This is a genomic window from Streptomyces sp. NPDC058619 (genome assembly GCF_042717785.1).
Classification (GTDB): Bacteria; Actinomycetota; Actinomycetes; order Streptomycetales; family Streptomycetaceae; genus Streptomyces.
In genome coordinates this window covers 51,967-75,855 of record NZ_JBHXQN010000005.1, presented here as the reverse complement: position 1 = coordinate 75,855, position 23,889 = coordinate 51,967, and the positions used below count along the sequence as shown (strand labels likewise).

23 protein-coding genes are annotated in these 23,889 nt (G+C 74.2%); 8 read left to right on the top strand and 15 right to left on the bottom strand.

Features of this window, described 5'->3' with window-relative positions; all coding sequences use genetic code 11:
• Positions 1-111 precede the first annotated feature (111 nt).
• A complete protein-coding gene (locus ACFWTC_RS07335; RefSeq protein ID WP_384027223.1) occupies positions 112-1,710 on the top strand; it encodes a glycosyl hydrolase in 1,599 nt (532 codons plus the stop codon).
• Between the two features lie 5 nt (positions 1,711-1,715).
• Here the strand turns inward: ACFWTC_RS07335 and ACFWTC_RS07330 are convergent, their stop codons facing one another.
• The 9 genes from ACFWTC_RS07330 to ACFWTC_RS07290 form a co-directional block, all read right to left on the bottom strand.
• Complete coding sequence (locus ACFWTC_RS07330; RefSeq protein ID WP_383921920.1) at positions 1,716-2,858, bottom strand: GNAT family N-acetyltransferase; 1,143 nt, start codon at positions 2,856-2,858, stop codon at positions 1,716-1,718.
• Entirely contained in the window at positions 2,855-3,565 is a 711-nt protein-coding gene (locus tag ACFWTC_RS07325; RefSeq protein ID WP_383921917.1) for a lipopolysaccharide biosynthesis protein, read from the bottom strand. Before ACFWTC_RS07325 ends, ACFWTC_RS07330 begins: the two co-directional genes overlap by 4 nt.
• A gap of 73 nt (positions 3,566-3,638) precedes the next feature.
• Positions 3,639-4,958: a glycosyltransferase gene (locus ACFWTC_RS07320; protein WP_383921914.1), complete on the bottom strand. Its 1,320-nt coding sequence runs from the start codon at positions 4,956-4,958 to the stop codon at positions 3,639-3,641.
• Positions 4,955-5,731: a polysaccharide deacetylase family protein gene (locus tag ACFWTC_RS07315; protein WP_383921911.1), complete on the bottom strand. Its 777-nt coding sequence runs from the start codon at positions 5,729-5,731 to the stop codon at positions 4,955-4,957. The genes ACFWTC_RS07320 and ACFWTC_RS07315 overlap by 4 nt, the downstream gene beginning before the upstream one ends.
• Positions 5,721-7,697: a lipid II flippase MurJ gene (locus ACFWTC_RS07310; RefSeq protein ID WP_384027225.1), complete on the bottom strand. Its 1,977-nt coding sequence runs from the start codon at positions 7,695-7,697 to the stop codon at positions 5,721-5,723. The genes ACFWTC_RS07315 and ACFWTC_RS07310 overlap by 11 nt, the downstream gene beginning before the upstream one ends.
• Positions 7,694-9,070 (bottom strand): O-antigen ligase family protein, encoded by a 1,377-nt coding sequence (locus ACFWTC_RS07305; protein WP_383923072.1) that lies wholly within the window; start codon positions 9,068-9,070, stop codon positions 7,694-7,696. The genes ACFWTC_RS07310 and ACFWTC_RS07305 overlap by 4 nt, the downstream gene beginning before the upstream one ends.
• Entirely contained in the window at positions 9,070-10,602 is a 1,533-nt protein-coding gene (locus ACFWTC_RS07300; RefSeq protein ID WP_384027227.1) for an exopolysaccharide biosynthesis polyprenyl glycosylphosphotransferase, read from the bottom strand. The genes ACFWTC_RS07305 and ACFWTC_RS07300 overlap by 1 nt, the downstream gene beginning before the upstream one ends.
• The gene (locus ACFWTC_RS07295) at positions 10,599-11,786 is read right to left on the bottom strand and encodes a glycosyltransferase (protein ID WP_383923067.1); all 1,188 of its coding nucleotides are present in this window, start codon (positions 11,784-11,786) and stop codon (positions 10,599-10,601) included. The genes ACFWTC_RS07300 and ACFWTC_RS07295 overlap by 4 nt, the downstream gene beginning before the upstream one ends.
• A 19-nt stretch (positions 11,787-11,805) precedes the next feature.
• Positions 11,806-12,909, bottom strand: coding sequence for a DUF3344 domain-containing protein (locus ACFWTC_RS07290; protein WP_384027229.1), 1,104 nt, complete (start codon positions 12,907-12,909; stop codon positions 11,806-11,808).
• Positions 12,910-13,449: 540 nt separating this feature from the next.
• On the opposite strand from ACFWTC_RS07290, the gene ACFWTC_RS07285 reads away from it, so the two are divergent.
• The 4 genes from ACFWTC_RS07285 to ACFWTC_RS07270 all read left to right on the top strand — a co-directional run bounded on the left by ACFWTC_RS07285 (position 13,450) and on the right by ACFWTC_RS07270 (position 15,927).
• On the top strand, positions 13,450-13,860 hold the full coding sequence (locus tag ACFWTC_RS07285) for a rodlin (protein WP_267721697.1): 411 nt from the start codon (positions 13,450-13,452) through the stop codon (positions 13,858-13,860).
• A 237-nt stretch (positions 13,861-14,097) separates the two neighbouring features.
• On the top strand, positions 14,098-14,331 hold the full coding sequence (locus ACFWTC_RS07280) for a chaplin (protein ID WP_383923061.1): 234 nt from the start codon (positions 14,098-14,100) through the stop codon (positions 14,329-14,331).
• A 121-nt stretch (positions 14,332-14,452) separates the two neighbouring features.
• Positions 14,453-15,400: a chaplin gene (locus ACFWTC_RS07275; RefSeq protein WP_383923058.1), complete on the top strand. Its 948-nt coding sequence runs from the start codon at positions 14,453-14,455 to the stop codon at positions 15,398-15,400.
• Positions 15,401-15,579: 179 nt separating this feature from the next.
• Complete coding sequence (locus tag ACFWTC_RS07270; RefSeq protein ID WP_383923055.1) at positions 15,580-15,927, top strand: hypothetical protein; 348 nt, start codon at positions 15,580-15,582, stop codon at positions 15,925-15,927.
• A gap of 85 nt (positions 15,928-16,012) precedes the next feature.
• On the opposite strand, the gene ACFWTC_RS07265 is transcribed toward ACFWTC_RS07270, so the two are convergent.
• Positions 16,013-16,252, bottom strand: a complete 240-nt coding sequence (locus tag ACFWTC_RS07265) for a chaplin (protein WP_383923053.1) — start codon at positions 16,250-16,252, stop codon at positions 16,013-16,015.
• Between the two features lie 176 nt (positions 16,253-16,428).
• Positions 16,429-16,926, bottom strand: coding sequence for a hypothetical protein (locus ACFWTC_RS07260; RefSeq protein WP_384027231.1), 498 nt, complete (start codon positions 16,924-16,926; stop codon positions 16,429-16,431).
• A 270-nt stretch (positions 16,927-17,196) separates the two neighbouring features.
• On the opposite strand from ACFWTC_RS07260, the gene ACFWTC_RS07255 reads away from it, so the two are divergent.
• The gene (locus ACFWTC_RS07255) at positions 17,197-17,607 is read left to right on the top strand and encodes a rodlin (protein WP_383923047.1); all 411 of its coding nucleotides are present in this window, start codon (positions 17,197-17,199) and stop codon (positions 17,605-17,607) included.
• 78 nt (positions 17,608-17,685) lie between these two features.
• Here the strand turns inward: ACFWTC_RS07255 and ACFWTC_RS07250 are convergent, their stop codons facing one another.
• Positions 17,686-18,327 carry a vitamin K epoxide reductase family protein gene (locus ACFWTC_RS07250; RefSeq protein ID WP_383923045.1) on the bottom strand — a complete coding sequence of 214 codons (642 nt, stop codon included), beginning with the start codon at positions 18,325-18,327 and terminating at the stop codon, positions 17,686-17,688.
• A gap of 192 nt (positions 18,328-18,519) precedes the next feature.
• Here ACFWTC_RS07250 and ACFWTC_RS07245 point away from each other — a divergent pair, with 192 nt between their 5' ends.
• Positions 18,520-19,290 (top strand): DUF6227 family protein, encoded by a 771-nt coding sequence (locus ACFWTC_RS07245; RefSeq protein ID WP_383923043.1) that lies wholly within the window; start codon positions 18,520-18,522, stop codon positions 19,288-19,290.
• 42 nt (positions 19,291-19,332) lie between these two features.
• On the opposite strand, the gene pfkB is transcribed toward ACFWTC_RS07245, so the two are convergent.
• From pfkB to ACFWTC_RS07230, 3 genes are all read right to left on the bottom strand, one after another.
• A complete protein-coding gene (gene pfkB, locus ACFWTC_RS07240; protein WP_383923040.1) occupies positions 19,333-20,295 on the bottom strand; it encodes a 1-phosphofructokinase in 963 nt (320 codons plus the stop codon).
• Positions 20,292-21,059 (bottom strand): DeoR/GlpR family DNA-binding transcription regulator, encoded by a 768-nt coding sequence (locus ACFWTC_RS07235; RefSeq protein ID WP_383923037.1) that lies wholly within the window; start codon positions 21,057-21,059, stop codon positions 20,292-20,294. Before ACFWTC_RS07235 ends, pfkB begins: the two co-directional genes overlap by 4 nt.
• 134 nt (positions 21,060-21,193) lie before the next feature.
• Positions 21,194-22,813 carry an MFS transporter gene (locus ACFWTC_RS07230; RefSeq protein ID WP_384027233.1) on the bottom strand — a complete coding sequence of 540 codons (1,620 nt, stop codon included), beginning with the start codon at positions 22,811-22,813 and terminating at the stop codon, positions 21,194-21,196.
• A 63-nt stretch (positions 22,814-22,876) separates the two neighbouring features.
• Here ACFWTC_RS07230 and ACFWTC_RS07225 point away from each other — a divergent pair, with 63 nt between their 5' ends.
• A complete protein-coding gene (locus tag ACFWTC_RS07225) occupies positions 22,877-23,875 on the top strand; it encodes a helix-turn-helix transcriptional regulator (protein WP_383923032.1) in 999 nt (332 codons plus the stop codon).
• Positions 23,876-23,889: the final 14 nt, after the last annotated feature.

The following is a 23,889-nucleotide window of genomic DNA, read 5'->3' as shown; positions in this document are numbered from 1 at the left end:
GGTGCGCACCTGCGAATGGCCTACGCGGCGGTGACCGAACAGGCCATTCGTCAGATCTGATGTCTAACGTCTCTGGTAAGCACTCCGATTCAGGAAAGCTCGGGAGACGCCATGCCCAGACCACGCCGCCGACTGGCGAGCACCTGCATCGGTACGGTCACGGCCGGACTGCTTGCGACCGGGGCCGCGCTCGCGGCACCCGAGGAGGACCGGCACAAAAGCTCCGACATCGCCGTGGGCGCCTATCTCGACTACGGGCCGCGCGGGGTGGCCCGCATCCCGCTCCTGTCGCGCTGGCTGGGCGGCAGGGAGATCCGGGTGGGGCACACCTATCTCCCCGGCGACCAGTGGGCGGGCATCGAGGGGAACGTCTCGTTCCTCGCGGACTGGGCCGCCTGGCGGCTGGCCGACGAGGACCGGATGTTCGTCCTCAACGTGCCCATGCAGGCACGGAACGAGGAGAGGGTGCCCGACTACCAGGTGGCCCAGCTGATCCGGGCGGGCGCGGAGGGCCAGTACGACCGGCACTTCCGCAGGCTCGCCGAGAAGCTGGTGGCGCTGGACGTCCCCGACACGGTGATCGTGCTCGGCTGGGAGATGAACGGCACCACTTACACCCACCGCTGCGGGCCGGACCCGGAGGGCTGGAAGACGTACTGGAAGCGCGTCGTCAACACGATGCGGTCGGTGCCCGGACAGAAGTTCAAGTTCGATTTCGCCCCGAACCGGGGTACGGACGCGATCGGCTGGACCAGGTGCTACCCCGGTGACGACGTGGTCGACATCATCGGGATGGATTCGTACGACCAGGCTCCCGGCCGGACCTTCGACGACCAGATCACCCAGCCGTACGGGCTCCAGCATCACGTCGACTTCGCGAAGGCACACGGGAAGCGGATCTCGTACCCGGAGTGGGGCCTGTACCGCCACGGCGACAATCCGGAGTACGTGCGGCGCATGCTGAAGTGGATCGAGCAGCACAAGCCGCTCTACCACACCATCACCGACTACTGCCCGCACGGCGTGTGGCAGTGCAAGCAGAACCCGGACTCGGCGAAGGTCTTCCGCGACGCGCTGACGCCCGAGAAGCCCGGCCCGGTGATCCCGACCCCGGTGGTCCCGACGCCCGTGATCCCGACCCCGGTGGTCCCGACCCCCGTGGTTCCCACGCCGGTCGTCCCGACCCCTCAAATCCCCACCCCGCAGGTCCCGACGCCCGGCATCCCGACCCCTCAGGTGCCGACCCCCCAGGTCCCGACGCCCGAGGTGCCGCTGCCGGTCACCCCGAGCCCGCTCGTCCCGACGCCGCAGGTGCCGGGCCCGGAGGTTCCGAGCCCCGTCGCGCCGAGCCCGGCCGTCCCCTCGCCCGAGGTCCCGACGCCCGAACCCGTCCCCTCGCCGGTGGTCCCGTCGCCGGTGGTCCCGTCGCCCGCGAGCCCGGCGCCCTCGCCCGCGGCGCCGAGCCCGCTCGTCCCGACGCCCACGTCCACGTCCACGCCCACGCCCACGCCCACGCCCACGCCCACAACCGTGCCCGCGCCCCTGCCGCCCAAGCCCCAGCCCCAGCCCCAGCCGCCGAAGCCGCCGGCCAACAGCAAGCAGTGGTGCGTGCCGCTCAACTTCGGCGAGTGGCTCTCCAAGCTGGTCGGCAAGCAGTCGTTCTGCGTCCAGGTCGACTGGAACGACGACTTCCGCTTCTGGCCCTCCTAGCCGGGTCATCGCACCCGCAGGTCGTTGAGCCGCGCCCGCCAGTCCCTGGCGGCCGGCAGCGCCTCCCGGAGCGCGTCCACCGCCCGCCCGCGCCCCGCCAGCTGCGACTCGTGCAGGCGCAGCAGCGGCGCGAGCGCGGTCGTGGCCAGCAGGAACCGCTGGTTCACGACCGTCTCGGGCCGCCAGTGGTTCTTGTACGGCTCGTTGCCGCGCAGGAAGCTCACGACCGGGCGGCCGTCGGCGAGCGCCCGGCCGGTCTCGTGGCGCAGCAGCAGCGTCGCCACGTCCACCTTGCGCGTGCGCAGGTCCGGGTCGGCGCCGTAGAGGTAGCCGCCGCTCAGCCCGGCCGACAGCAGCGTGACGTTGGCCGCCACCACCTCGCCGTCGAGACGGAACTCCGTCAGCCGGCCCTCCCCGGCCCGCACCATCCGCCGGGTGGCCCGGGTCAGGTGCTCGGCGAACCGGGGCCTCAGGTGCTCGGGGGTCACCCCGCGGCCGCGCCACTGCTTCTCGTGCAGCCGCAGCAGGGTCCGTACGGCTCGGGGCACCTCCTGCTCGGTGACCTCGTGCTCCTCGATCCCGGCCGCGTCGGTCTTGCGGAGCTTGGCCCGCACCCGCTGGCCCCCGGAGGCCGGCATCCTCTTGACGAGCTCGTCGAAGGGGAGCGTCGGCAGCTCCATGCAGGTGGAGTCGGTGAGCTTGCTGCGGGCCCCGGTCCAGTGCTCGTACACGCCTTCCGCGGCGGCCCCCGGACGCACCTCGCGCAGGTCGACGACCGCGCTCCGGGCGGCCCGGTGCAGCCCGCGGGCCAGCGCCGGGACGACCTGGCCGGCGTGCTCGGCGGCCACGAGCACGTCGAAGTAGTCGGTGATGTTGCCGCCGAGCGGCACCAGCAGCGGCAGCGGCCGGTGGACGAGCATCAGCGCGGCCGCGCCGACCAGCTCCCCGTCGCGCCGTACGAGGACGATCCGCAGCCGGCCCTCCTTCCCGTACGACAGCCACCAGGAGTGCAGCCAGGCGTGGCTCTGGAAGGGGGTGGCGGTGGGGCAGCCGCGGACGAGCCGGTTCCACGGCTCCTCCAGCGCGGCGAACTGCCGGGGATCGCGGCACAGCGTCACCGCCAGGGCCCCGGCGGAGCCCGGACTCATCGCACGGACTCCTTCTCCTTGGTCTCGGCGTGGTCGCCCTGGGCCGGGAGCGTGGCGTACTCCTCGACCGCGGGCGCGCCGGCGGCGGCGGCCTGGTCCCGGCGTCCGCGCGCCGGCCGGGCCAGCAGCCACAGCCCGCCCAGCAGGCCGCCCGCGCACATCCCGACGGCGCCGCTGATCGGGGCGGACGGGGAGGCCGGGTCGGCGGGGGCCACGGCCTGGTTGAACAGCAGCAGTTGGACGCCCGTGTTCTTCGCGGCCTGATTGCTGCTCAGGGACAGTGCGTCCGCGACGGCGTTGGCGATGTCGGCGGCCTCGGCGGGGCTCTTGGAGGTCCCGGTGATGGCGATCATCGGGGACTCGGGGGAGGTCTCCGCCCGCACCTGGGTCCGCAGCCGCTGGGCGGTGATGCCCGCGCGCGGCTGGGCGTACGCGAGGGTGGAACTGCTGGTGGCGATACGGGCGTACGCCTGGGCGAAGCCCAGCGCGGTGGCCGGCTCGGTGGTGTCGTCGGGGACCGCGACGACGTAGCTGGTGGCGGCGTACTCGGGAGCCTTGAGCACCCCGTACGCACCGCCCGCGGCCAGCCCGAGCAGGGCGCAGGCGGGCAGCGGCCACCACGCGGGCGGCGGCCCGGGCCTGCGCCGGGCGCCCTTCTTCTTCTCCGAGCGGTGGTCGGACTTCTTCTGGTCGGCGGTGTCGGCCATGGGCGTGCTCGCTTCCTGGGAGGGGAGGGGAGTTCTCGGGGTCCCGGCCGTTCCCCGGCCGGGAGGGTGCGGATCAGCCGGGCCCGGGCGCGCCGGCCCCGTCCCGTCCGGAGCGGGGGCGGGCCGGGCCCGGCCCCGCCGGGGGCTGCGGCACGGGCGCCGGGGCGGCGTCGGCGCCGGGGACCGGTGCGGCCCCCGGCGTCCGGCCCGGCTGCTGCGGGGAGGCGGCGGCCGGGACCGTCCGGGCCCGGTCCGCCGGCGCGGCCAGCGCGAGGGCGTAGACGTCCAGGAGCTGCTGCGCGCTGCGGGCGATGTCGTAGCGGCGGACCACGGGCGGCGGCGGCAGCCGGCGGGCCCCCGCCTCCATGTGGCCGCGCAGGGCCGCGACCAGCTCCTCCGTGCCGGCGCCGATGCGCCGGGCGCCGGGCGCCTGGGCGGCCGGCAGGTCGTCGACGGCCGGGCAGGTCACGTGCAGCACCGGCAGGCCGGCGGCCAGCGCCTCCACCACCGCCAGGCCGAACGCCTCCTCCCGGGACGGGGAGACGAAGACGTCCATGGCGGCCAGCAGCGCCGGGATGCCCGGGGTGCGGCCGTCGGCGCTGTCGCCGAGCGGGTCCCGCTCCCCCAGCAGGTGGATGCGGCTCTGCGCGCCGAGCTCGGCGGCGAGCAGCCGCAGCGCGGCCCGCTCCGGACCGTCGCCGGCCAGCAGCAGGTGCGCCCCGGGCAGCGCCGCGACGGCCCTGACCAGGACGTCGAACCGCTTGCCCGGCACCAGCCGGCCGACGCCGCCGACCACGAAGGCCCGCTCCGGCAGCCCCGTGCGGGCCCGGGTGGAGCGCCGTACGCCCTCGTCGAAGCGGAAGCGGACGGCCTCGATGCCGTTGGGTACGACGTGCACCCGCGCGGCCGGCACCCCCCAGCCCTCCAGCCGGGCCGCCACGGTGTCCGACACCGCCACGGTCGCGGCGCCGAGGCGCTCGCTGGCCAGGTACAGCGCCCGTACGCCGCCCGACAGCGCCCGGCCCTCGATCTCGCCCTCGCCGAGGGAGTGCTCGGTGGCCACGGTCGCCCCGACCCCGGCGAGCCGGGCCGCGAGCCGCCCGTACACGCAGGCGCGGTACAGGTGCGTGTGCACGAGGTCGTACCGGCCGCGGCGGATGAACTTCACCATCCTCGGCAGCGCGCCGAGGTCCCGGTTGCCCGTCATCCCGAGGTGGACGACGCGGACCCCGTCGGCGCGCAGCCCCTCGGCGACCGGCCCGGGGTTCGTCAGCGTCAGTACGTCGCAGGGCATGGGCATGTGCCGCAGCAGCAGCCGCAGCTGCTGCTCGGCGCCGCCCACTCCGAGCCCGGTGATGATGTGGAGCGCCCTGGCCTCCCGTACGTCCTTCACCGGCGCACCCCCCGCCGGAGCTCCCGCACCTGGTGGCGCAGTTGCTTGACCCGCAGCCGCGCCCCGCCGTCGGCCTGGCTGACGTGCGTGCGGGGCATCGCGTGCGGTCCCGCGAGCCGGCCCGGGTCGATGGCGCAGGCGTAGCCGTACCCGGCGGCCCGCGTCGCGTCGACGACCCGCGCGTCGAGGTGTCCGTACGGGTAGCAGAAGCCCTCCGGCCGAGTACCGGTCAGCTCGCGCAGCAGGTCGCGGCTGCCCCGCAGCTCCTGCAGGAGCACGTCGTCGGCGGCCGCGGTGAGGTCCTGGTGGAGCAGCCCGTGCGAGCCGATCTCCTGTCCGGCGGCGGCGACTTCGCGGATGCCCTCGGCGGTGAGCAGGGTCTTGCGCGGGCCCAGCGGGTCCCACACGTTGTCGACGCCGAGCCGGCCGGGCAGCACGAAGAGGGTGGAGGTGCAGCCGTAGCGGCGCAGCAGCGGCAGGGCGCGGGTCAGGAAGTCGGTGTACCCGTCGTCGAAGGTGAGGCCGACGAGCCCGTCGCCGCGCCCGGCCGCCCGGGCCCGGAGCAGCTCCCCGACGGACACGCCGCGCAGGCCCCGGGAGCGCAGCCACAGCAGCTGGGCCTCCAGGGCGCGCGGGGTGACGGTGATCCCGTACGGGTCCTCGGCGGGGTCGGTGAACTCGGCGACCGAGTGGTACATCAGGACCCACGGCGAAGCGGCCCGTCGGGCGGGGACCGCCCCGGCGGGGGGCGCCGTGTCGGTGTCAGCGGACATTGCGGAACCTCTGCGTGAGCTGGGAGGAGAACTGGGCGATCTGGCCGGGCAGGGCGGTGACTTCGAGCGCCCGTATGGCCATGCCGGTGGCCCCGAACATGGCGGGTACGAGGAGGCAGCCGAGGGCGGCGCTGACCGTCGGGTCGGGGATCATCGGGCCGGCGATCCAGCCGGTGCCGCAGGCGGCGACGGCGGCGACGGCGAGCCGGCCGATGCTGACGGCGACCCGGCGGACGTGGATGGCGACGATCCGGGAGCCGAGGCCGGTGAGGAGGAGGACGGCGGTGGTGGTGATGCCGGCCGCGTTGGCGGCGGCGATGCCGTAGGTGCCCCACCAGCCGACGGCGAAGGCTCCGGCCACGATGTTGACGAGGAGGCCGGCGCCCATCGCGAGCGCCGGGAACCAGGTGGGCCGGGCGGTCGAGAAGAAGGGCCGGGACAGCGCGCCGACGAGGCAGTGGCCGAGGAGTCCGAGTCCGTAGACCCGCATGACGGAGGCGGTGGCGAGGGTGTCCTGGTGGGTGAAGGCGCCGCGTTCGAAGAGGACCTGGATGATCTGCGGGGCGTAGCCGATGACCAGCGCGGTGCCCATCAGGACGGCGAGGGAGGCCAGCGCCAGGTCCTGCTCCACCCGGCGGCGGGCCTTCTCGCGCTGTCCGGCGGCCATGGCCTGGGCCACCACCGGGAAGGTGACGGTGCAGATCATCAAGGACAGCACCATCGGCATCTGCGCCACCTTCTGGGCGTAGTTCAGGTGCGAGATGGCGCCGGAGGGCAGGGAGGCGGCGAGGAACCGCTCCACCAGGACCTGGGACTGCCGGAAGACCGCGAAGAAGATCACGGGTGCGATGAGGCCGAAGGCGATGAGGGTGGGCCGGTCGCGGTCGCGCTGGCTGCGCGGGGCGCGCTTGGCCCGGGCCGGTCCGAAGCCCACGTTCCGGATGAAGGCGGGCAGTTGGACGAGGACCATCAGCAGCCCGCCGACGGCGACCCCGGCGGCCGCCGCCCGCACCCCCCACAGGGCGTGCAGCGCGAGCATGGTGCCGATGATGCCGACGTTGTACGAGACGTAGATCGCGGCCGGCGGTACGAAGGACCGGTGCGCCCGCAGCGCGGCGCTGAAGTAGCCGGCGATGCCGAAGGAGAGCACGGTCAGCGCGGTCAGCCGGGTGCACTGCACGGCCAGCCCCGGATCGGGCAGGCCCGGCGCGAGGACGGCGACGACGAGCGGCGCGGCCACGATGAGCACGGAGGCGACGGCGGCGAGGAGCACGGCCAGCCGCGGCAGGGTCGCCGCCACCAGCATCCGTACGGGGTCCTGGGCGCGGGCCTCCTGGCGGGTGAGCCCGGCGCGGCCGGCGGCCCGGCGGGCCAGGGCGTGGCTGAAGGCGGGGACCATCAGCAGGGCCATGGCGTCCTCGATGAGGAGCGTCGAGGCCATCTCCGGCACGGTCCACGCGATCAGGAAGGCGTCGCTGTCGTGCCCGGCGCCGAAGAGGTGCGCGATGGTCTGGTCGCGCACGAGCCCGAACACCGCCCCGGCGGCGGTGAGCCCCGCGGTGACGGCGGCGGCCCTGGCGAGGAACCGCCCCAGCGGCGCGGGCGCGTTCCCGCCCGGCGAGGCGGGCGGGCGGGCGGGCGCGGCGGCGGCCCGGCGGGTGGCCGTGCGGACCCCCGGGGCGGCGCCGCCCGCGTAGCGCGCGGGCCCGGCGGGCGACTCGGGCGCCCCGGACGCGGCGCCGGCGCGGGTGCCGCGTCCGGTCGCGGTCCCGGCGCCGGTCGCGTCCCGTGCCACGACCCGCACGCCGCGGACGTCCCGGCGGCGGACGCCGTCCGCCGCGGCGGGCTCCCCCGGCGGGCGGGCCGGGTCGGGGCCGGCGGCCCCGTGCGGGATTCCCGGCACACGGGCGGGGCCCGCCCCGGCCGGAGGGCCGGAGGCGGGCCGCCGGGGCGTGGTGTCCGTCACCGGCCGGCCGCACCCGGAACGGCGCGCGGTCCGGCCACGGGGCCGGTGCGCCCGGCCGCGGTGTCCCGCGGGGGCAGGGCCCACCAGGCGGCCAGGCCGATGATCACCCCGGTCAGGACGGTGGACGGCCCGCCGATGTCCGCGTAGAGGAAGTCGGTCAGCTGCCACACGAGCAGGCCGACCGCGATGAGCCCGCAGTCCCGCACCGGCCCGCCGCCGGCGAGCCGTCGCAGGCCCGCCACAAGCAGCGCCGCCCAGCCGCCCAGCAGCGCGGTCAGTCCGATCAGCCCCTGCTCGCTGAGGATCAGCAGGTACATGTTGTGCGGGGAGAGCAGCGGCTGGCGGATGTACGCCTGCCCCGCGCCGGCGGTGTCGCTGCCGGAGGACAGCCCCAGCGAGGAGTGCCCGTCCCGGTGGGCGGGGAACCCCTTGAGGCCCACCCCCGCCGCCGGCCGCTCGCGCCACATCGACCCGGCGGCGGCCCACATCGTGTACCGGTCCGTCACCGACTGGTCGGGGGCGCTGGAGACCTGCGTGATGGAGGTCAGCCGCTCCGCGACCATCTCGGAGCCGACCCCGAGCCCGCCCACCAGCACCACGCCGGCCGCGGCCAGCGCGAGGAGCACCTTCAGCGCCCGCCTGATCCCGGCCAGCACCATCACCAGCACCGCCGCGCCCAGGGTCGCGATCCAGGCGCCCCGGCTGAACGACAGCACCAGCGGCAGGGCGAGCGCGAGCGCCGCGCCCGCGGCCACCCGGCGGACCGGACGGGGCAGTCCCGGCGCCAGCGCGGCGGCCGTCGCCACGATCAGCCCGTACGCCACCACGGTGGCCATGCCCATGACGTCGCCGGGGCCGAAGGTGCCCACGGCCCGGATGTCCTCGCCCTGGTACGAGGCCCCGGTGTGGGTCGCGAACTGCACGACCCCCACCGCGCCCTGGACCAGCGCCAGCACCACGAAGCACCCGGCGGCGATCCGGAACTCCCCGGCGTCGCGCACCAGCAGCACCACGGCCGCCGGCACCAGGACGAAGACCTGGAGGTAGCGCACGAAGCCCGGCAGGGCGGCGTACGGGTCGCCCGCCGTCACCGTCGCCACCGCGAGCCCCACGGCGGGCATCCCGAGGACCAGTACGCCCAGCGGGCTCAGCTCCCGCACCCGCCCGCGCAGCGCCTGGACCGCGCAGACGAACACCAGCAGCAGCGAGGCGGCGTCGGCCGGCCCCACCTTGCCGGAGGCGGTCGCGTCGCCGGCCGGGAGCGGGGCGAGCAGGAACAGCACGGTCGCGGCGAGCGGCAGCAGCGGCCAGTGCCGGCGCAGCAGGCCCGGCACCTCGGACCGCACGCCGTCGAGGGATACGGCGAGGCTCATCAGCTGCCCCCCAGCCGGAAGCGGAAGAAGGAGGCCGCGGTGCGGGCGAGGATCCACAGGTCCTGCCACAGCGACCAGGTGTCGATGTAGTGGTTGTCGAAGCGGGCCCGGTCCTCGATGGAGGTGTCCCCGCGCAGACCGTTGATCTGGGCGAGGCCGGTGATGCCGACCGGCATCCGGTGGCGGGCCTCGTAGCCGGGGTGCACGGTGGAGAACTTCGCGACGAAGAAGGGCCGTTCGGGCCGCGGGCCGACCAGGCTCATGTCACCGCGCACGACGTTCCACAGCTGCGGCAGCTCGTCCAGCGAGGACTTGCGCAGGAAGGAGCCGACCGGGCTCATCCGGCGGTCCCCGGCGACCGTCCAGCGGGTGGCGGACTCGTGCGCGTCGGCGCGCAGGGTGCGGAACTTCAGCAGGGTGAAGGGGCGCCCGTACAGGCCGACCCGCTCCTGCCTGAAGATCACCCCGGGGCCGTCGCAGGTCCGTACGGCCAGCGCGCACAGCACCATCACGGGCGCGGCGGCGACCATGGCGAGCAGGGCGAGCGCGGCGTCGATGCCGCGCTTGGCCCAGCGCTCCAGGGGCCGCGCGGGACGCGGCAGCAGCGGCTGGACGGCGTACCCCCACAGCTGGTCGGCGGGGTGCGCCACCCGCATGCCGGTGACCTTGGCGGTCCCGGCCGGGTCGGCGAGCCAGAGCCGGCAGCCGTGGTCGTGGAAGAGGCGGACCAGCGAGGCGGTGCGCTCGTCGGCCTCCGGCGGGCGGGTGAACACCGCGTGCCGCACCGAGTTCTGGATGACGGCGCGGCGTACGTCCTCGTGGGTGGCGAGGACGGGCAGGGGGCCGGCCTCCGCTCCGTCCCCGGGGGCGGTGTCGGCGAGGCCGACGGGGCGCAGCCCGTACTCGGGGCGGCCGTTCAGGGCGGCGGCCACCGCGCCCGCCCCGGCGCCGGGGCCGACGACGAGCGCCGAGTCGGGCCTGCGGACGGCGGTGCGGCGCCGGAGCTGGTTGACGAGCCCGCGGCCCGCGCACGCCAGGACGACCTGGAGGCAGACGGCGGTCAGCAGCGCGGCCCAGCCCAGGGCCCGGCCCGGGGCCACGGCGGCGACGACCGCGGCGGTCCCGGCCCACAGGACGGCGGAACGCCCGGCGAGCGCGGGGAGTTCGAGGAGGGCGGAGGGCGCGAGGCGCGGCCGGTACAGCCCGGCCTGAGCGTGCAGCGCGGCCAGCAGCACGGCGGCGGGCACGACCGCGGCGGCAGGCAGCGCCGCCGTCCCCGACGGGGCGGCCGCGGGCAGGGCCGCCGCGGTGAGGACGGCGGCGAGCGCGTCGGCGGTGAGCAGCGGGAGCACCCCGTCCCGGCGGCGGACCCGCTGTGGTCGCAGGGCGGGCCGCGCCTGGCCGGCCTTGGGCCCGCGCGGGGGGTGGATGGCGGCCCGGGAACGGCGGACGGCGGTGGTTCCGGCGGCCGCGCCGCCGTGCCCCGTGCCGCCCTGCCCGGTGTGCCGGGCGGGTGCGCTGTCCATCGTCATCGGCTGATGCGCTCCTGGTTCAAGGGCCGGGGCCTGCCCAGCAGTTCGTGGTACAGGCCGGTGACCGCGTCCGTGGTCCGCTGCACGTCGAATTCGGTCCGGGCGTGCTGCCGGGCCTGCTCGCCGAGTTCGGCTAGCAGGCGCGGTTCGGCGAGCAGCCGTCCCAGGGCCTTGGCCAGGGCCGTCGGGTCCTCCGGCGGCACCAGGCACAGCCGTCCCTGGCCGGACGGCAGGCTCTCCCGGGCTCCGCTGACGTCCGAGACCAGGACCGGGCGGCCGCAGGCCATGGCTTCGAGCGGGGCGAGCGCCATGCCTTCCCACCGCGACGGCAGTACAACGAGATCGGCGGCCCGAAGCCACGGTCGGATGTCGGGGGCGGGGCCCGCGAAGAGGACTCCGGGCGGCGCGGTGCGGCGCAGCCGTTCGGCGTCGGGGCCGTCCCCGACGAGGGCGAGCCGGGCCCCGGGGACCGTGCCCAGCACCTCCGGCCAGGCCCGCAGCAGGACGTCCTGGCCCTTCTGCGGGCAGATCCGGCCGACGCAGACGACGAGCGGCCCGTCGCCCTGGAAGGCGGGGGGCAGGGGCAGTTCGGAGCGCGCGCCGGCGCGGACGAGGTCGGCGTCGGGTCCGCCCGGACCGAAGTGGCCGAGGTCGACGCCGTTGCGGACCACCGACCAGTGGGCGGTGATCCCCTCGGACTCCCCGGCGCGGCGTTCGGCCTCGCTGACGCAGAGCACCCGGTCGGCCCAGCGGGCCCCGTACCGCTCCCAGCGCAGGGCGAGCGCGCCGGTGGCCCCGCCGACGGCGTCGAAGGACCAGGCGTGGGGCTGGAAGACGGTGGGTACGGATCCCCGCGCGGCGAGCCGGCCGGCCAGTCCGGCCTTGGCGCTGTGCGCGTGCAGCAGGTCGGGGCGGACGCGGTGGAGCAGCCGCCGGGCGCCGATCACCTCGGCGGGCAGTCCGGGCCCGGGGGCCCGCCCGGCGCGCCAGGGCAGGACCTGCGCACCGGCGTCCCGGGCCGCGCCGGCGAGGAAGCCGCCGGGCGGGCAGCCGACGACGGCGCGCAGGCCGCCGGCGGTCTGCGCGCGGACGAGGTCGACGACGACGCGGGCGACCCCGCCGTCGACGGGCTGGACGAGGTGGAGGACGGTCGGCAGCTGCGCTGCCAATGGCTGTGTGGGCACGTGGAGTGGTCCCCTGGGTTCAGCGGCGCGCGTCTGTCTGTACGAAGAGCACACCGAGGAAATGACCCTGACTTTCGCCCGTGAACCTGAAGATCAGACTGCGGGCGCCACCGGACAGTGCGGGACTCAGGTCGAACACGTCCGCGTCATATCCGAGGTTATTCATATGTTCGGGCTGTCGCACGAACGAGTGATGTCCGAATTCCGTGATCGTGGAATTCATAACATCATTAAAAGGATTTTCTGAATCACTGAGATTGACCCTCCGGCCGCTGTCCGCCGTCACGGTGAGCGAGTCCCCGAGGACACCGCGGTCCCCGTCGTACCCGACCACGCCGACCCGCCCCGCCGAGCCGGGCGGCGCGTCCAGGCCCTCGACCTCGACGGTCCCGTCGCCGGCCCGGGCGGCCAGCGCCTCGAAGCCGTCCCACAGCGAGATCCGGCGCACCGGCTCCTGCGGGTGCTCGTAGGCGACGACCAGCGTCCAGCCGCCCCAGGCCCCGACCTCGGAGTGGCCCATGGCGATGTTGAGCTGGGCCACCGTCCACATCCCCGCGCCGCCCTTGCGGACCAGCGGGGTCACGTCCGCGCTGGCCTGGTAGGCGTCGCTGCCGGCGTCCACGCGGTGGCCCATCACCGTGTCGGCGAGGACCTCCTTGTACGCGCCGCCCGGCTCGGCGACCAGCACCCGGCCGTTGTCCTGCGGCGGCTTCTGCTCGCCGACGCGCAGGTTGCCGCCCCAGTAGAGGCGGGCGTACGAGACCTTGGCGCCCTGGGGCACCTTGAGCTCGGCCCGGGTGGAGTTGTAGGTGTCGGGGTCCTTGTCGACCTCGCTGTAGAACATCTCGAAGTCACCGTTGACCCCGGCCGCGCCCCGCTTGACCTCGGCGCACGGCTCCGCGTCCGGGGACTCCTCCCGGCGGCAGCCGATGCCCGAGTTGGAGGCCCGCACCAGCCCGCCGTGCTGCACGGCCTGGTAACGCTCGGTGAACGGAACCCGGGCCAGCTCCCTGGGAGCGGGAGCACCCGGAGCGGTGGCCGCGGCCACCGCCGGACCGTGTACGGAAAGTGCGAGGCAGGACAGCAGACCGAGCGTGCCGAGGATTCTGCGGGAGGAACCCATGACCCTGTCTCCATTTTCGATCAAGGGGACAAAACAGGAGTGAACTTTGTCAGAAATCAGGCTGGAAATCACGTCGGACTCGCCTGTACGGCCTTTTGGGCGATGGCACACACCCTCAAAGCGGGCGGGTCGTTATCGCATGCACCATTGTTCGAACGAAAAGGAAAAGCGGAGAGGAAGAAGGCACCGGCACAGGGCGCGGCGCGGCCGGCCCCGACACGGCCCCGCCGGCCGGCGGCACGGAGGCCGTCCCCCGCGCCCGGCGTCCCCGGCGCGACACCGGGCGCCCGTGCCCCCGGACGGCGGCCCACCCCGTCACCCCGCCACCGCCCCGAGAACACACATGGCGGATCCGGGCACCCGTTTCCCCCGCCGGATCCCTCCCCGTTCGGCGGCGCCGGCGTCAACGCCCGGGCACCGGAACGTCAACCGCGCTGCCCGAAACGTCGGCATCCGGGTGAATCCACGCAACCCAAACAGGGTCCGGCCCGTTGATCCGAGTGCTCCAGTACCGGGCAATCCTGCAAAAAAGGGACGACAATGATCAAGAAGATGATGGCCACGGCAGCGGTTGCGGCCTCGGTCGTGGGCATGGGTGCCGCCATGGCGCCGCAGGCGATGGCCATCGGGAACGACAACGGCGTCAACACCTCGAACGGCAACAACGCCGCGCAGATCTACGGCAACCAGGCCACCTACGGCAACATGAGCCCGCAGATGGCGCTGATCCAGGGCTCGTTCAACAAGCCCTGCATCGCCCTCCCCGCGAAGGCCAACGTGCAGTCCGTGCTGGCCCTGGTCAACGTCGGCGTCCAGGACATCCCCGTCCTGTCCAGCCCGCAGAACCAGCAGTGCACCGAGAACTCCACCCAGGCCAAGGGCGACGAGGCCCTCTCGCACATCCTCAGCAACATCCCGGTCCTGTCGGGCAACGTCTCCTCCGGCAGCTGACCGAGGTCCGCGCCAGCGAGGCCGCCGCACCTTCGGGTCGCGGCGGCCTCGCCGCATGTAGGACCCGGGCCGACCGCCCGCGCGAGTGGCGACCCATATCCCCCGGCCGCCCGAATTCGGGCCGCGCAACGGGGTGAATTACCGAACCGTCGCCAAAACCATGCGGTTTCTTTTCCCGAACCCGCTCGTTGTTAATTCTGCAGTGGATACGCCTCTGCGGGAAAGGATCGAAATCAAATGACGTACAAGAAGGCACTCGTGCTGACCGCCGGCGTTCTGATGGCCGCCGGTGCCGCCTCCCCCGCCATGGCCGACGCCGACGCCAAGGGCGCGGCCGTGGGTTCCCCCGGCGTCCTGTCGGGCAACCTGCTCCAGGTCCCGGTGCACGTCCCGGTCAACGTCTGCGGCAACACCGTCAACGTGATCGCGCTGCTGAACCCCGCGTTCGGCAACACCTGCGTCAACGCCTGACGAAGCGCCTGCGCCCGCGAGGGCGAACCTCCTCGGGGTGGCCTCGGAGTGCACGGCGGTGCACTCCGAGGCCACCTTCGATTCAGCACCGGCAGCAGCGCCGGTAGACAGGGAAGGACCCATGCGACAGGTACTGAGCCGACAGGTACTGGGCAAGGGGATGCTCACGGCGGCAGCCGCGTCGAGCCTGCTGTCGATCGCGACCGGCGCGGCCTACGCGCACCAGGGAGCGGCCGCCGAGGCCTCGCACTCGCCGGGCGTGCTGTCCGGCAACAGCGTCTCGGTACCGATCACCTTCGCCCCGAACGTGTGCGGCAACAGCGTGGACGGCGGTGCGGCGCTCAACCCGGCGATGGGGAACCGGTGCGTCACCACCACCGGCGCCGACTCCGACCACGACTACGCGCGCCACCTGAGCCCGGAGAACGCCGAGGCCCTTGAGCGCTACCTCGACGAGCGCGACGCCCGGCACGCGGTGCCGGAGCAGCGCCACGAGGAGCCGCGCCACGAGGGCCCCCGGCACGCGGCCCCGCGGTACGAGACCCCGCAGTACGAAGCCCCGCAGTACGAAGCCCCGCGGCACACAGAGCCGAGCCGGCCCGGCCCCCGGCACGCGGCCCCGCGCCACGAGGAGCCGGAGCACCAGGGCGGCTACGGCGGCCCCGGCGGGGAACGGGCGGAGGAGGAGTGCGACGACCACCCCGGGTCCGCGCCGCCCCCGCCCGCGCACCACGCCCCGCCGGCCCCCGGGCAGCCGGGGCCGGAGCCCGTCGGGGAGCACCCGGCCCCGCAGCCGCCGCCGGTCCACGAGGCGCCCGCCCCGCTGCCGGCTCCGGAGGCGCAGACTCCCGTACCGCTTCCCGCGCCGCTCCCGGGCCCCGTCGAGGAGGCGCCGCCGGTCACGCTCCCGGCGCCGGAGCCCGCACCGGTCCCGGCCCCCGAACCGGCGCGGGTGACCGCTCCCGTCCTGGCGGAGACCGGCGCGGGCCAGCCCGCGGCGGCGGCCGCCCTCGCCTCGGCCCTGATCCTGGGCGGCGCCATTCTGTACCGGCGGTCCCGGCTCTCCTGAGCGGCGATACCGGCAATCAGAAGAAATATCGGCCGGAGAATCCCTCGTCGGATTCTCCGGCCGTTGTCGTGTACCCGCGCGACCGCGTTTCCGCAGCGGCGGGGAATCGTTAGCCAGAGCGAAAGCGGCGCGACGGTCGCCGCTGACACCTCTGTCCATGAAAGAAGAGGATTTCGATAATGAAGCTCACGAAGATCGCCGCAGTCGTCGTCGGCTCCGTCGCCGCCCTCGGCGCCTCCGCTCCCGCCTTCGCGGCCGAGGCCCCCGCCGCGATGCCCCCCATGAGCCTGACCGGCGGGGTGACGGAGACCCTGAACGCCGTGGGCCCGGTCTCCGAGTCCCTCCCGCAGACCGTGGGCAACGGGCTGGCCGAGCAGGGCGACCACGTCAACCAGGTCGTGGGCACGGTCCAGAAGGTCAACAAGGCCCGCAACGACGTTCCCGGCGAGGTCCTCGGCCTGGCGAACGGCGCCACCAAGTCGAACCCGATGCTCGGCGGCGTGACCCTCAACGGCGGCAACAGCTGACGCGTCCCGGCTGAACACCCGCCGACATGACTGTGGGCGCCACCGGCAAGGCCGGGGCGCCCACAGGCGATTGGTGCGGCTGACGTCAGTCGTTGACGCAGGCGTTGCCGAACGCGGGGTTCAGCAGGCCGATCACGTTCACGGAGTTGCCGCAGACGTTGACCGGGACGTGCACCGGAACCTGGACCAGGTTGCCGGACAGAACGCCGGGGGAACCCACGGCCGCGCCCTTGGCCGAGGAGTCGGCGGAGGCGGCACCGGCGGCACCGGCCACGGCGAGACCGGCGGTGGCCATGACCAGGGCGGCCTTCTTGGCAGAGTTCATGGGAAGTGCACCTTCTGTTCGATGTTCTGCCCCGATCCCGGGGCTCACACCGAGCGAAACGCTTCAGCTTCCCAGACGACACGGTTCCGCACGCGATCAGACCGGTTCAGCCCAACGATCGCACCCCCGTGCGAGGTTCCGGCCGCGTTCCCCCGCCCTGGGGGACGCCGGGGGATCTAGGGGAGGGCGGGGAGGGCGGGGAGGGCGGGCACCAGGTCCGCCGGCAGCGCGGGCGCTCCGGTGGCCGGCGGCAGCGGCGGCACCTCCACCGGGGGCAGCGCGGGCACTCCGGTGGCCGGCGGCAGCGGCGGCACCTCCACCGGGGGCAGCTTGATGTCGGGGAGTCCCGGCAGGCCCGGTACGGCCGGCAGGGCGGGGAGCTTCGGCAGCTCGATCGGCGGGATCTTCACCCCGGCGGGCAACAGGCCCTCCAGGGACTTGAGGAGGTCCGCGATGGTCTTGGAGAGACCGGCGAGGAGGTCGTCGATCGGACCGGCCGCGGCCCGCCCCTCGATCGTCTCGATCTTCTGCTGGACGGCCGCGACCCGCTTCGTGAGCTCGGCGGAGCCGGAACCGTCCGCGGCGACCGCAGGGGCGGCTGCGCCGGACAGTATGACGACGGCGACGGCCGACGGGACGAGGAGGCGGGCGCGGGACGACTTCGTGCGGTGCATGGGTGTTCCTTCTCCTGGTGGCACAGAAGCGGACCCGAGCGATCCGCCTCTTTACCCACCGTGCGAACACCTCGTACGGAGCGCAACAGGAGCGCCGTCCGGTGCTGGCTGCGTACGGGCTTCGCGCAGGCGTCCGGAGGCGCCTCACCCGGGCCGGGGAAAAGTCCGGCGCGGACAGACCGTTTGAGTGAAGCAACGGAACCAACCCCCCGGCGGGGCAGTTGACCAGGGCGCTCCACTAGCGGGCACTCGTGCGACAGAAGGATCAAGATGTTCAAGAAGTTCATGACCGCCGCCGCGGTCTCCGCCGTTGCCGTCGGCGCGGGCGCTGCTGCTGCGGCCCCGGCCATGGCCATCGGCAACGACAACGGCGTCAACACCGTCAACGGCAACGGTGCCCAGCAGATCTACGGCAACCAGAAGACCGCGGGTGACATGAGCCCGCAGCTCGGCCTGGTCCAGGGCACGCTGAACAAGCCCTGCATCGGCCTGCCGGCCAAGGTCAACGCCCAGTCGCTGGTGGCGCTGCTCAACATCGGTGTCCAGGACGTCAACGTCCTGTCCAACCCGCAGAACCAGCAGTGCACCGAGAACTCCACCCAGGCCAAGGGCGACGAGCCGCTCTCGCACATCCTCAGCAACATCCCGGTCCTCTCGGGCAACGCGTCCGTCGGCAGCTGACCTCCGCCGCCCCCCGCGTGAGGTGACGAGGGCCCCGGCAGCGTCCAGCTGCCGGGGCCCTCGTGCGCGTCCGTCCGGTCAGGAGGTCCAGAAGTCCCACCACCGCGTGAGGATCAGCATGCCGATGACGCCGGTGTGCAGCGCGGGCGGGGCCCAGCCGAATTCGGTGAAGAACTCCCGCAGCGGACCGGGGGCGGGGAGCAGGCCGGTGCTGACGGTGTGCGCGGTGACCGCCCAGAACATGAGCAGGGTCGCCACCCAGGCCAGGCAGCACCAGAGGCAGAGCGCGTTGATCTCGTAGAGCGACTGGACCATCAGCCAGGTGCAGAACCCGACGCCGAAGAGCGTGCCGGCGTTCAGTCCCAGCCAGAACCAGCCGCGGTAGCGGGCGCCCGCCAGCAGGCCGGCGCCGACGCACACCACGACGGCGTACGTGACCAGGCCCAGCATCGGGTTGGGGAAGCCGAAGGCGGCCGCCTGGTCGCTCTTCATCACGCTGCCGCAGGAGACGACGGGGTTGAGGCTGCAGGCGGGCTTGAAGTCCGGGTCCTCCAGCAGCAGGAACTTGTCGAGGGTGATCACCCAGGAGGCCAGAACCCCGGCGGCCCCGGTGAGGACCAGCAGCCAGGCCAACCCCCGTGGCCCCGCTTCCGGTCCGCCTTCGGGTCGCGTGCGGGGCTGTTCCTGCCGGCGGGGGGCGCCCACTGTATTCGTTGCCATGCGGTCCATAGTCCCGCGCTCTCTACCAGAACGGCGCTAATCATGCGCATCCGTACGGAAGTTGACCTGAAGGTGTGGCGGAAACCCCTGATGCTTCCCGGACGTTTTACCGAACCCCGGACGTGATGTCAGAGCCAGGGGCTACGTTGAGCTTCCGCGAAGTCACAAGCTGCGACGGCCTGGAGACCCACCTTGAGCGATCCGTACGAGACAACCGAGGCCCACCTCGATCGACTCCTGGGCCGCGCCCTCAACTCCTTCGACCTGCCGGACAGGCTGGTCGGGCGCCTCGGGACGGCGCTCGCCCACAGCTCTTCGCTCTACACCACCCACCACAGCCCGGCAACCGGGCTCTGGCGGGAGAGCCACCGGCACACCTACCTGCTGGCCGACGGCGGGTCGGCCTCACTGTGGGAGCTGGTGTACCGGCAGGAGGGTGACCGGACGGTCCGGCACGAGGTGTTCGCGAGCAAGGCGGAGACCTGCCTGGCCGTGTCCCGGCTGTTCGGGGAGACCCCCGCCGACGCGGCGCTGGACCCGGCGCTGCTGCCCGGCGACGAGGAGCCGGACGACGACATCGCGGTGTTCAGCGCCCTGTTCGCGGCCTCGCCGCCGGTGCGGCGCCCCCGGGACTACGCGCCGGAGGAGTCCGCCGACCACGCCCGGCGGGTGCTGCGCCGCGCGGAGAACGCGGACCGGCCCGGCGAGGAGGTCGCGGCCCGGCTGCGTTCGGCGTTCGCGCACCAGATCACCCAGGCGTTCGGCGCCCGCCAGTGCCTCCTCGACGGGCGGGACGCCGGCTTCAGCCTGTACGAGCACGCCTTCGTGCTGCTCGACGGGACCGAGGTCAGCCTGTGGGAGGTCGAGCACACGGCGACGCCGGACGGCCGGCACATGTGCGAGGTGTACGAGACCGAGGCGGTCGCCCGCGGAGCCATGGAACTCCGCGCCCGGGTCCGCTGACGCCGGGCCGCCCGGCCGCGGGGCCCAGCGGCCGCGGGGCGGTCAGCGCGCCGCGCGCCCGTCGCACCGCTCGGACAGGACGAGGTCCAGCGGGAGCGCCCCGGTGACGCGGGGCGCGGTGGGGTCGAGGTCCGAGGGGGTCGGCATGGCGCTGCCCGGGAGCTGTACCGCGGCGGCTCCGTGGGCCAGGGCCGAGGCGAGGGCGGCCGGGCCGCTGCCGCCCGCGATCAGGAACCCGGCCAGGGAGGCGTCGCCGGCTCCGACGTTGCTGCGGACCGCGGCGGCCCGGGCCGTGCCGTAGTACGTGCCCTCCGCGCAGGCCAGCAGCTGGCCGTCCGCGCCGAGGGAGGCGAGGACCGCGCCCGCGCCCAGCGAGCGGAGCTCCTCGGCCGCCTTGACGACGTCACCGAGAGTGGACAGGGGCCGCCCGACGGCTTCGGCGAGCTCCTGCGCGTTCGGCTTGACGACGTCCGGGCGGGCCGGCAGGGCCGCGCGCAGGGCCGGGCCCGAGGTGTCGAGGGCGACCCGGGCGCCGGCCTGGTGGGCGCGGGCGACCAGGTCGGCGTACCACCCGGTGTCGAGGCCGCGCGGGAGGCTGCCGCAGCAGGCGATCCAGGCGGCGCCCCCGGAGCCGGTGCGGACGGTCTCCAGGAGGAGCGCGGACTCCGCAGGCGAGAGTTCCGGGCCCGGTGTGTTGATCTTGGTGAGGGTGCCGTCGGGTTCGGCGACCGCGATGTTCGAGCGGGTCTCGCCGGCGATCGAGACGGCCGTGACGTCCACGCCCTGCGCCGTGAGGAGTTCGGCCAGCAGGCTGCCGGGGGCTCCGCCGAGCGGGAGGACCGCCGTCGTACGGACGCCCGCGGCGGCCACCGCGCGGGAGACGTTGACGCCCTTGCCCCCGGGGTCGACCCGGTCACCTGTGGCGCGGAGCACCTGGCCGCGGCCCAGCGAGGGGACCTCGTAGGTCCGGTCGAGGGAGGGGTTGGGGGTGACGGTGAGGATCATACGAGCACAACTTCCGTACCGGCGGCCTCGATAGCCGCCTGCTGGGCGGGGGCGAGCCCCGTGTCCGTGATGAGGAGGTCGACGTCCGCGAAGGAGCCGAAGCGGGCGAAGTGCTCCTGGCCGGCCTTCGCCGAGTCGGCGAGGAGGACGACGCGGCGCGCGGCGCCGATCGCGGCGCGCTTGACCGCCGCCTCGGCGAGGTCGGGGGTGGTCAGGCCGCCGTCGGCACAGAAGCCGTTCGTCGCGAGGAACAGGACGTCGGCGCGGATCTCGGCGTACGCGCGCAGCGCCCACGCGTCGACGGCGGCGCGGGTGCGGTGCCGGACGCGGCCGCCGACGAGGTGGAGGTCGATGCCGGTGTGGTCGGCGAGCCGGGCGGCGACGGGCAGGGCGTGGGTGACGACAGTGAGGGCGACGTCCACCGGAATGCCGGCGGCGAGGCGGGCGACGGTGCTGCCGGCGTCCAGGACGACGCTGCCGCCGTCGGGGAGCTCGGCGAGGGCGGCGGCCGCGATGCGGTCCTTCTCCTCGGCGGCGGTGGCCTCGCGCTCGGTGAGGTCGGGCTCCAGATCGAGGTCGAGGCGGCCGGCCGGGATGGCGCCCCCGTGCACCCGGCGGACGAGCCCGGCCCGGTCGAGGGCCTTCAGATCGCGGCGCACGGTCTCGGCGGTGACCTGGAACCGGTCGGCGAGGGAGAGCACGTCGACCCGTCCGGCCTCGCGGGCGAGGCGGAGGATCTCCTGGTGGCGCTCCGGTGCGTACATGTGGCTTTGCGTCCGTTCTGTGCCCGATTTTGTGGCTTCCTCTCCACCGTACGGCCGAATTCGGCGGAAGGCAAAGAGAAACGGACATGCCCGCCAACAGAGGCGGGCATGTCCGTACACGGGGCGGAGCAGGCTCAGGCGGCCGGGACCTTGTCCGGCTCCGGCGCCCGGTGCTCGCCGCCGCCTTCGCGCTCCTCCACCGGGACCGCCTTGCGGGGCAGCATGAACATCACCGCGAAGATCACGACCAAGACGGCCACGACCCACCACAGCGCACCGCGGAACGCCTCGACGTAGGGCGGGCCGAAGGCCAGGTCGTCGTCGATCAGGCCGAAGAAGACCACGGAGGTCAGGCCGAGGCCCAGCGCGTTGCCCATCTGGCCGGTGGTGTTGATCAGCCCTGAGGCCGAGCCGGCGTGCTCGCGCGGCACCTCGGACAGCACGGTGTCGGTCAGCGGGGCCACGATCAGGCCCATGCCGACGCCCATGACGACGAGCGGGGCGGCCATCTGCCAGGAGGCGATCCCCATGCCGTAGTGCTGCGACTCCCAGATGTAGAGGAGCAGGCCCGCGGCCATGGTCAGCGCACCGGCCTGGAGCACCTTGCGGCCGAAGCGCGGGACGAGCTTCTGCACCGAGATGCCCGCGGCGGCCGAGACGGCGATGGAGAAGGGGATGCCGGTGGTGCCGGCGCGCAGGGCGCTCCAGCCGAGGCCCATCTGCATGTACAGCGTCCACACCAGGAAGAAGATGCCGGTCGCGATGCCGAAGGTCAGCTGGACGGCGATGCCGCCCGCGAAGCTCTTGACCTTGAAGAGGGAGAGCTCGACGAGCGGCGAGCCGTCCTTCTTGATCTTGTACTTCTCGTAGGCGATGAAGCCCGCGAAGACGAACGGCGCCAGGCCCATGCAGACGAAGCCCCACACCGGCCAGTCGTTCTCCCGGCCCTGGGTCAGCGGGAAGATCAGCATGACCAGCGCGAGGGTGGCGAGGACGACGCCGACGAGGTCCAGGCGCAGGGCCTGGGGGGCCTTGGACTCGGTGATGAACTTGCGTCCGAGGATCACGCCGGCGATGCCGACGGGCAGGTTGATCAGGAAGATCGGGCGCCATTCGAGGCCGAAGAGGTTCCACTGGGTGAGCAGCGCGCCGAGCATCGGGCCCGAGACGGCGCCGAGGCCCACGATCGCGCCGAACAGGCCGAAGACCTTGCCGCGCTCGTGGGGCGGGAAGGTGACGTGGATGATCGCCAGGACCTGCGGGACCATCAGGGCCGCCATCGCGCCCTGGAGCAGGCGGGAGGAGACCAGCATGGCGGGGTTGGCGGCGATGCCGCAGAGCAGCGAGGCGGCGGTGAAGCCGGCGATGCCGACGAGGAAGAGGCGCCGGCGGCCGTAGATGTCACCGAGACGGCCGCCGGTGATCAGGCCCGCGGCGAAGGCGAGGGCGTATCCGGCGGTGATCCACTGGATCGCGCTCGTGGAGGCGCCGAGGTCCTGGCGCATGCTGGGTATGGCGATGTTGACGATCGTGACGTCGACCAGGTCCATGAAGGCCGCGGTCATCACGATGGCGAGCGCCAGCCAGCGGCGGCGGTCGGCGGCGGACGGGCCGCCCTCCCGCGCATGGGCGTCCAGGGGGGCGGCGCCCGGGTCCGGGCCCGGGTCCTGTGCTGGTACCGCGGCTGTGGTCCGCTCTTCTCGTACGGGCCCGTTCTTTCTTTCGGGCGATGTCTTGGACGTCTCGGTGCTCATGGAGAGAAACCTAGACGGCATGTAGGTCAGGCCGTGTCCTATTTCGCTGGCAGCCTTGATCCCATGACCGACACCCCGGCACGGCTCCTGTCCCTGCTGTCCCTGCTCCAGACTCCGCGCGAATGGCCCGGCAGCGAGCTGGCGGTCCGGCTCCGGGTGAGCGCCCGGACGATCCGACGCGACATCGAGCGGCTGCGGGACCTCGGGTACCCCGTGGAGGCCACGCTCGGCGCGGAGGGCGGCTACCGGCTGGTGGCGGGGGCGGCGATGCCGCCGCTGCTGCTGGACGACGAGGAGGCGGTGGCGATCGCGGTGGGGCTGCGGGCGGGGGCCGGGCATGCGATCGAGGGGGTCGAGGAGGCCTCCGTACGGGCCCTGGCGAAGCTGGAGCAGGTACTGCCCTCGCGGCTGCGGCGGCGGGTGAGCGCGCTGCAGTCGGCCACGGTCGCGCTGACGCGGGGGGACGGGGCGAGCGTGGACCCGCGGACGCTGACGACGATGGCGTCGGCGGTGGCGGGACCGGAGCGGCTGCGGTTCGCGTACCGGGCGGGCGACGGGGTGCGGTCGCGGCGGGTGGTGGAGCCGTACCGGCTGGTGAGCACGGGGAGCCGGTGGTACCTGATCGCCTACGACCTGGAGCGCGAGGACTGGCGGACCTTCCGGGTGGACCGGGTGGCGGAGCCGTGCGCCACGGGGGCCCGGTTCGCACCGCGGGAGCTGCCGATGGACGCGGAGGAGTTCGTGCGGCGGGGGCTGCGGGGCGGGGGGACGTACGCGGTGGAGGTGACGTTCGCGGCGGTGCCGGAGGCGCTGCCGGACTGGCTCCGGGAGGCGGCGGTTCCGGGGACGGGGCGGTCGGCCGGAGGGTCGGAGGCCGGGTCCCCGGGGGCCGGAGGGTCGGAGGCCGGGGCGGGTACGCGGGTGCGGTTCGAGAGCGGGGACGCGCCGGAGTGGCTGGCGGCCCGGCTGGCCCTGACGGGGGTGCCGTTCACGGTGCACGCACCGGAGGCGCTGGCGGCGGGCGCGCTGGCACTGGGCGCGCGGCTGGCGGGGGCGGCGTAGACAGGGGGGAGCCC

Excerpts from the sequence above, each read along its gene's own strand:
- ACFWTC_RS07325 (WP_383921917.1), bottom strand. The coding sequence starts at position 3,565 with ATGGCCGACACCGCCGACCAGAAGAAGTCCGACCACCGCTCGGAGAAG.
- ACFWTC_RS07335 (WP_384027223.1), top strand. The coding sequence starts at position 112 with ATGCCCAGACCACGCCGCCGACTGGCGAGCACCTGCATCGGTACGGTC.
- ACFWTC_RS07285 (WP_267721697.1), top strand. The coding sequence starts at position 13,450 with ATGATCAAGAAGATGATGGCCACGGCAGCGGTTGCGGCCTCGGTCGTG.
- ACFWTC_RS07235 (WP_383923037.1), bottom strand. The coding sequence starts at position 21,059 with ATGTACGCACCGGAGCGCCACCAGGAGATCCTCCGCCTCGCCCGCGAG.
- ACFWTC_RS07250 (WP_383923045.1), bottom strand. The coding sequence starts at position 18,327 with ATGGCAACGAATACAGTGGGCGCCCCCCGCCGGCAGGAACAGCCCCGC.
- ACFWTC_RS07305 (WP_383923072.1), bottom strand. The coding sequence starts at position 9,070 with ATGAGCCTCGCCGTATCCCTCGACGGCGTGCGGTCCGAGGTGCCGGGC.
- ACFWTC_RS07300 (WP_384027227.1), bottom strand. The coding sequence starts at position 10,602 with ATGACGATGGACAGCGCACCCGCCCGGCACACCGGGCAGGGCGGCACG.
- ACFWTC_RS07275 (WP_383923058.1), top strand. The coding sequence starts at position 14,453 with ATGCGACAGGTACTGAGCCGACAGGTACTGGGCAAGGGGATGCTCACG.
- ACFWTC_RS07315 (WP_383921911.1), bottom strand. The coding sequence starts at position 5,731 with ATGTCCGCTGACACCGACACGGCGCCCCCCGCCGGGGCGGTCCCCGCC.
- ACFWTC_RS07280 (WP_383923061.1), top strand. The coding sequence starts at position 14,098 with ATGACGTACAAGAAGGCACTCGTGCTGACCGCCGGCGTTCTGATGGCC.
- ACFWTC_RS07225 (WP_383923032.1), top strand. The coding sequence starts at position 22,877 with ATGACCGACACCCCGGCACGGCTCCTGTCCCTGCTGTCCCTGCTCCAG.
- ACFWTC_RS07260 (WP_384027231.1), bottom strand. The coding sequence starts at position 16,926 with ATGCACCGCACGAAGTCGTCCCGCGCCCGCCTCCTCGTCCCGTCGGCC.
- ACFWTC_RS07265 (WP_383923053.1), bottom strand. The coding sequence starts at position 16,252 with ATGAACTCTGCCAAGAAGGCCGCCCTGGTCATGGCCACCGCCGGTCTC.
- ACFWTC_RS07230 (WP_384027233.1), bottom strand. The coding sequence starts at position 22,813 with ATGAGCACCGAGACGTCCAAGACATCGCCCGAAAGAAAGAACGGGCCC.
- ACFWTC_RS07290 (WP_384027229.1), bottom strand. The coding sequence starts at position 12,909 with ATGGGTTCCTCCCGCAGAATCCTCGGCACGCTCGGTCTGCTGTCCTGC.
- ACFWTC_RS07330 (WP_383921920.1), bottom strand. The coding sequence starts at position 2,858 with ATGAGTCCGGGCTCCGCCGGGGCCCTGGCGGTGACGCTGTGCCGCGAT.
- pfkB (WP_383923040.1), bottom strand. The coding sequence starts at position 20,295 with ATGATCCTCACCGTCACCCCCAACCCCTCCCTCGACCGGACCTACGAG.
- ACFWTC_RS07255 (WP_383923047.1), top strand. The coding sequence starts at position 17,197 with ATGTTCAAGAAGTTCATGACCGCCGCCGCGGTCTCCGCCGTTGCCGTC.
- ACFWTC_RS07270 (WP_383923055.1), top strand. The coding sequence starts at position 15,580 with ATGAAGCTCACGAAGATCGCCGCAGTCGTCGTCGGCTCCGTCGCCGCC.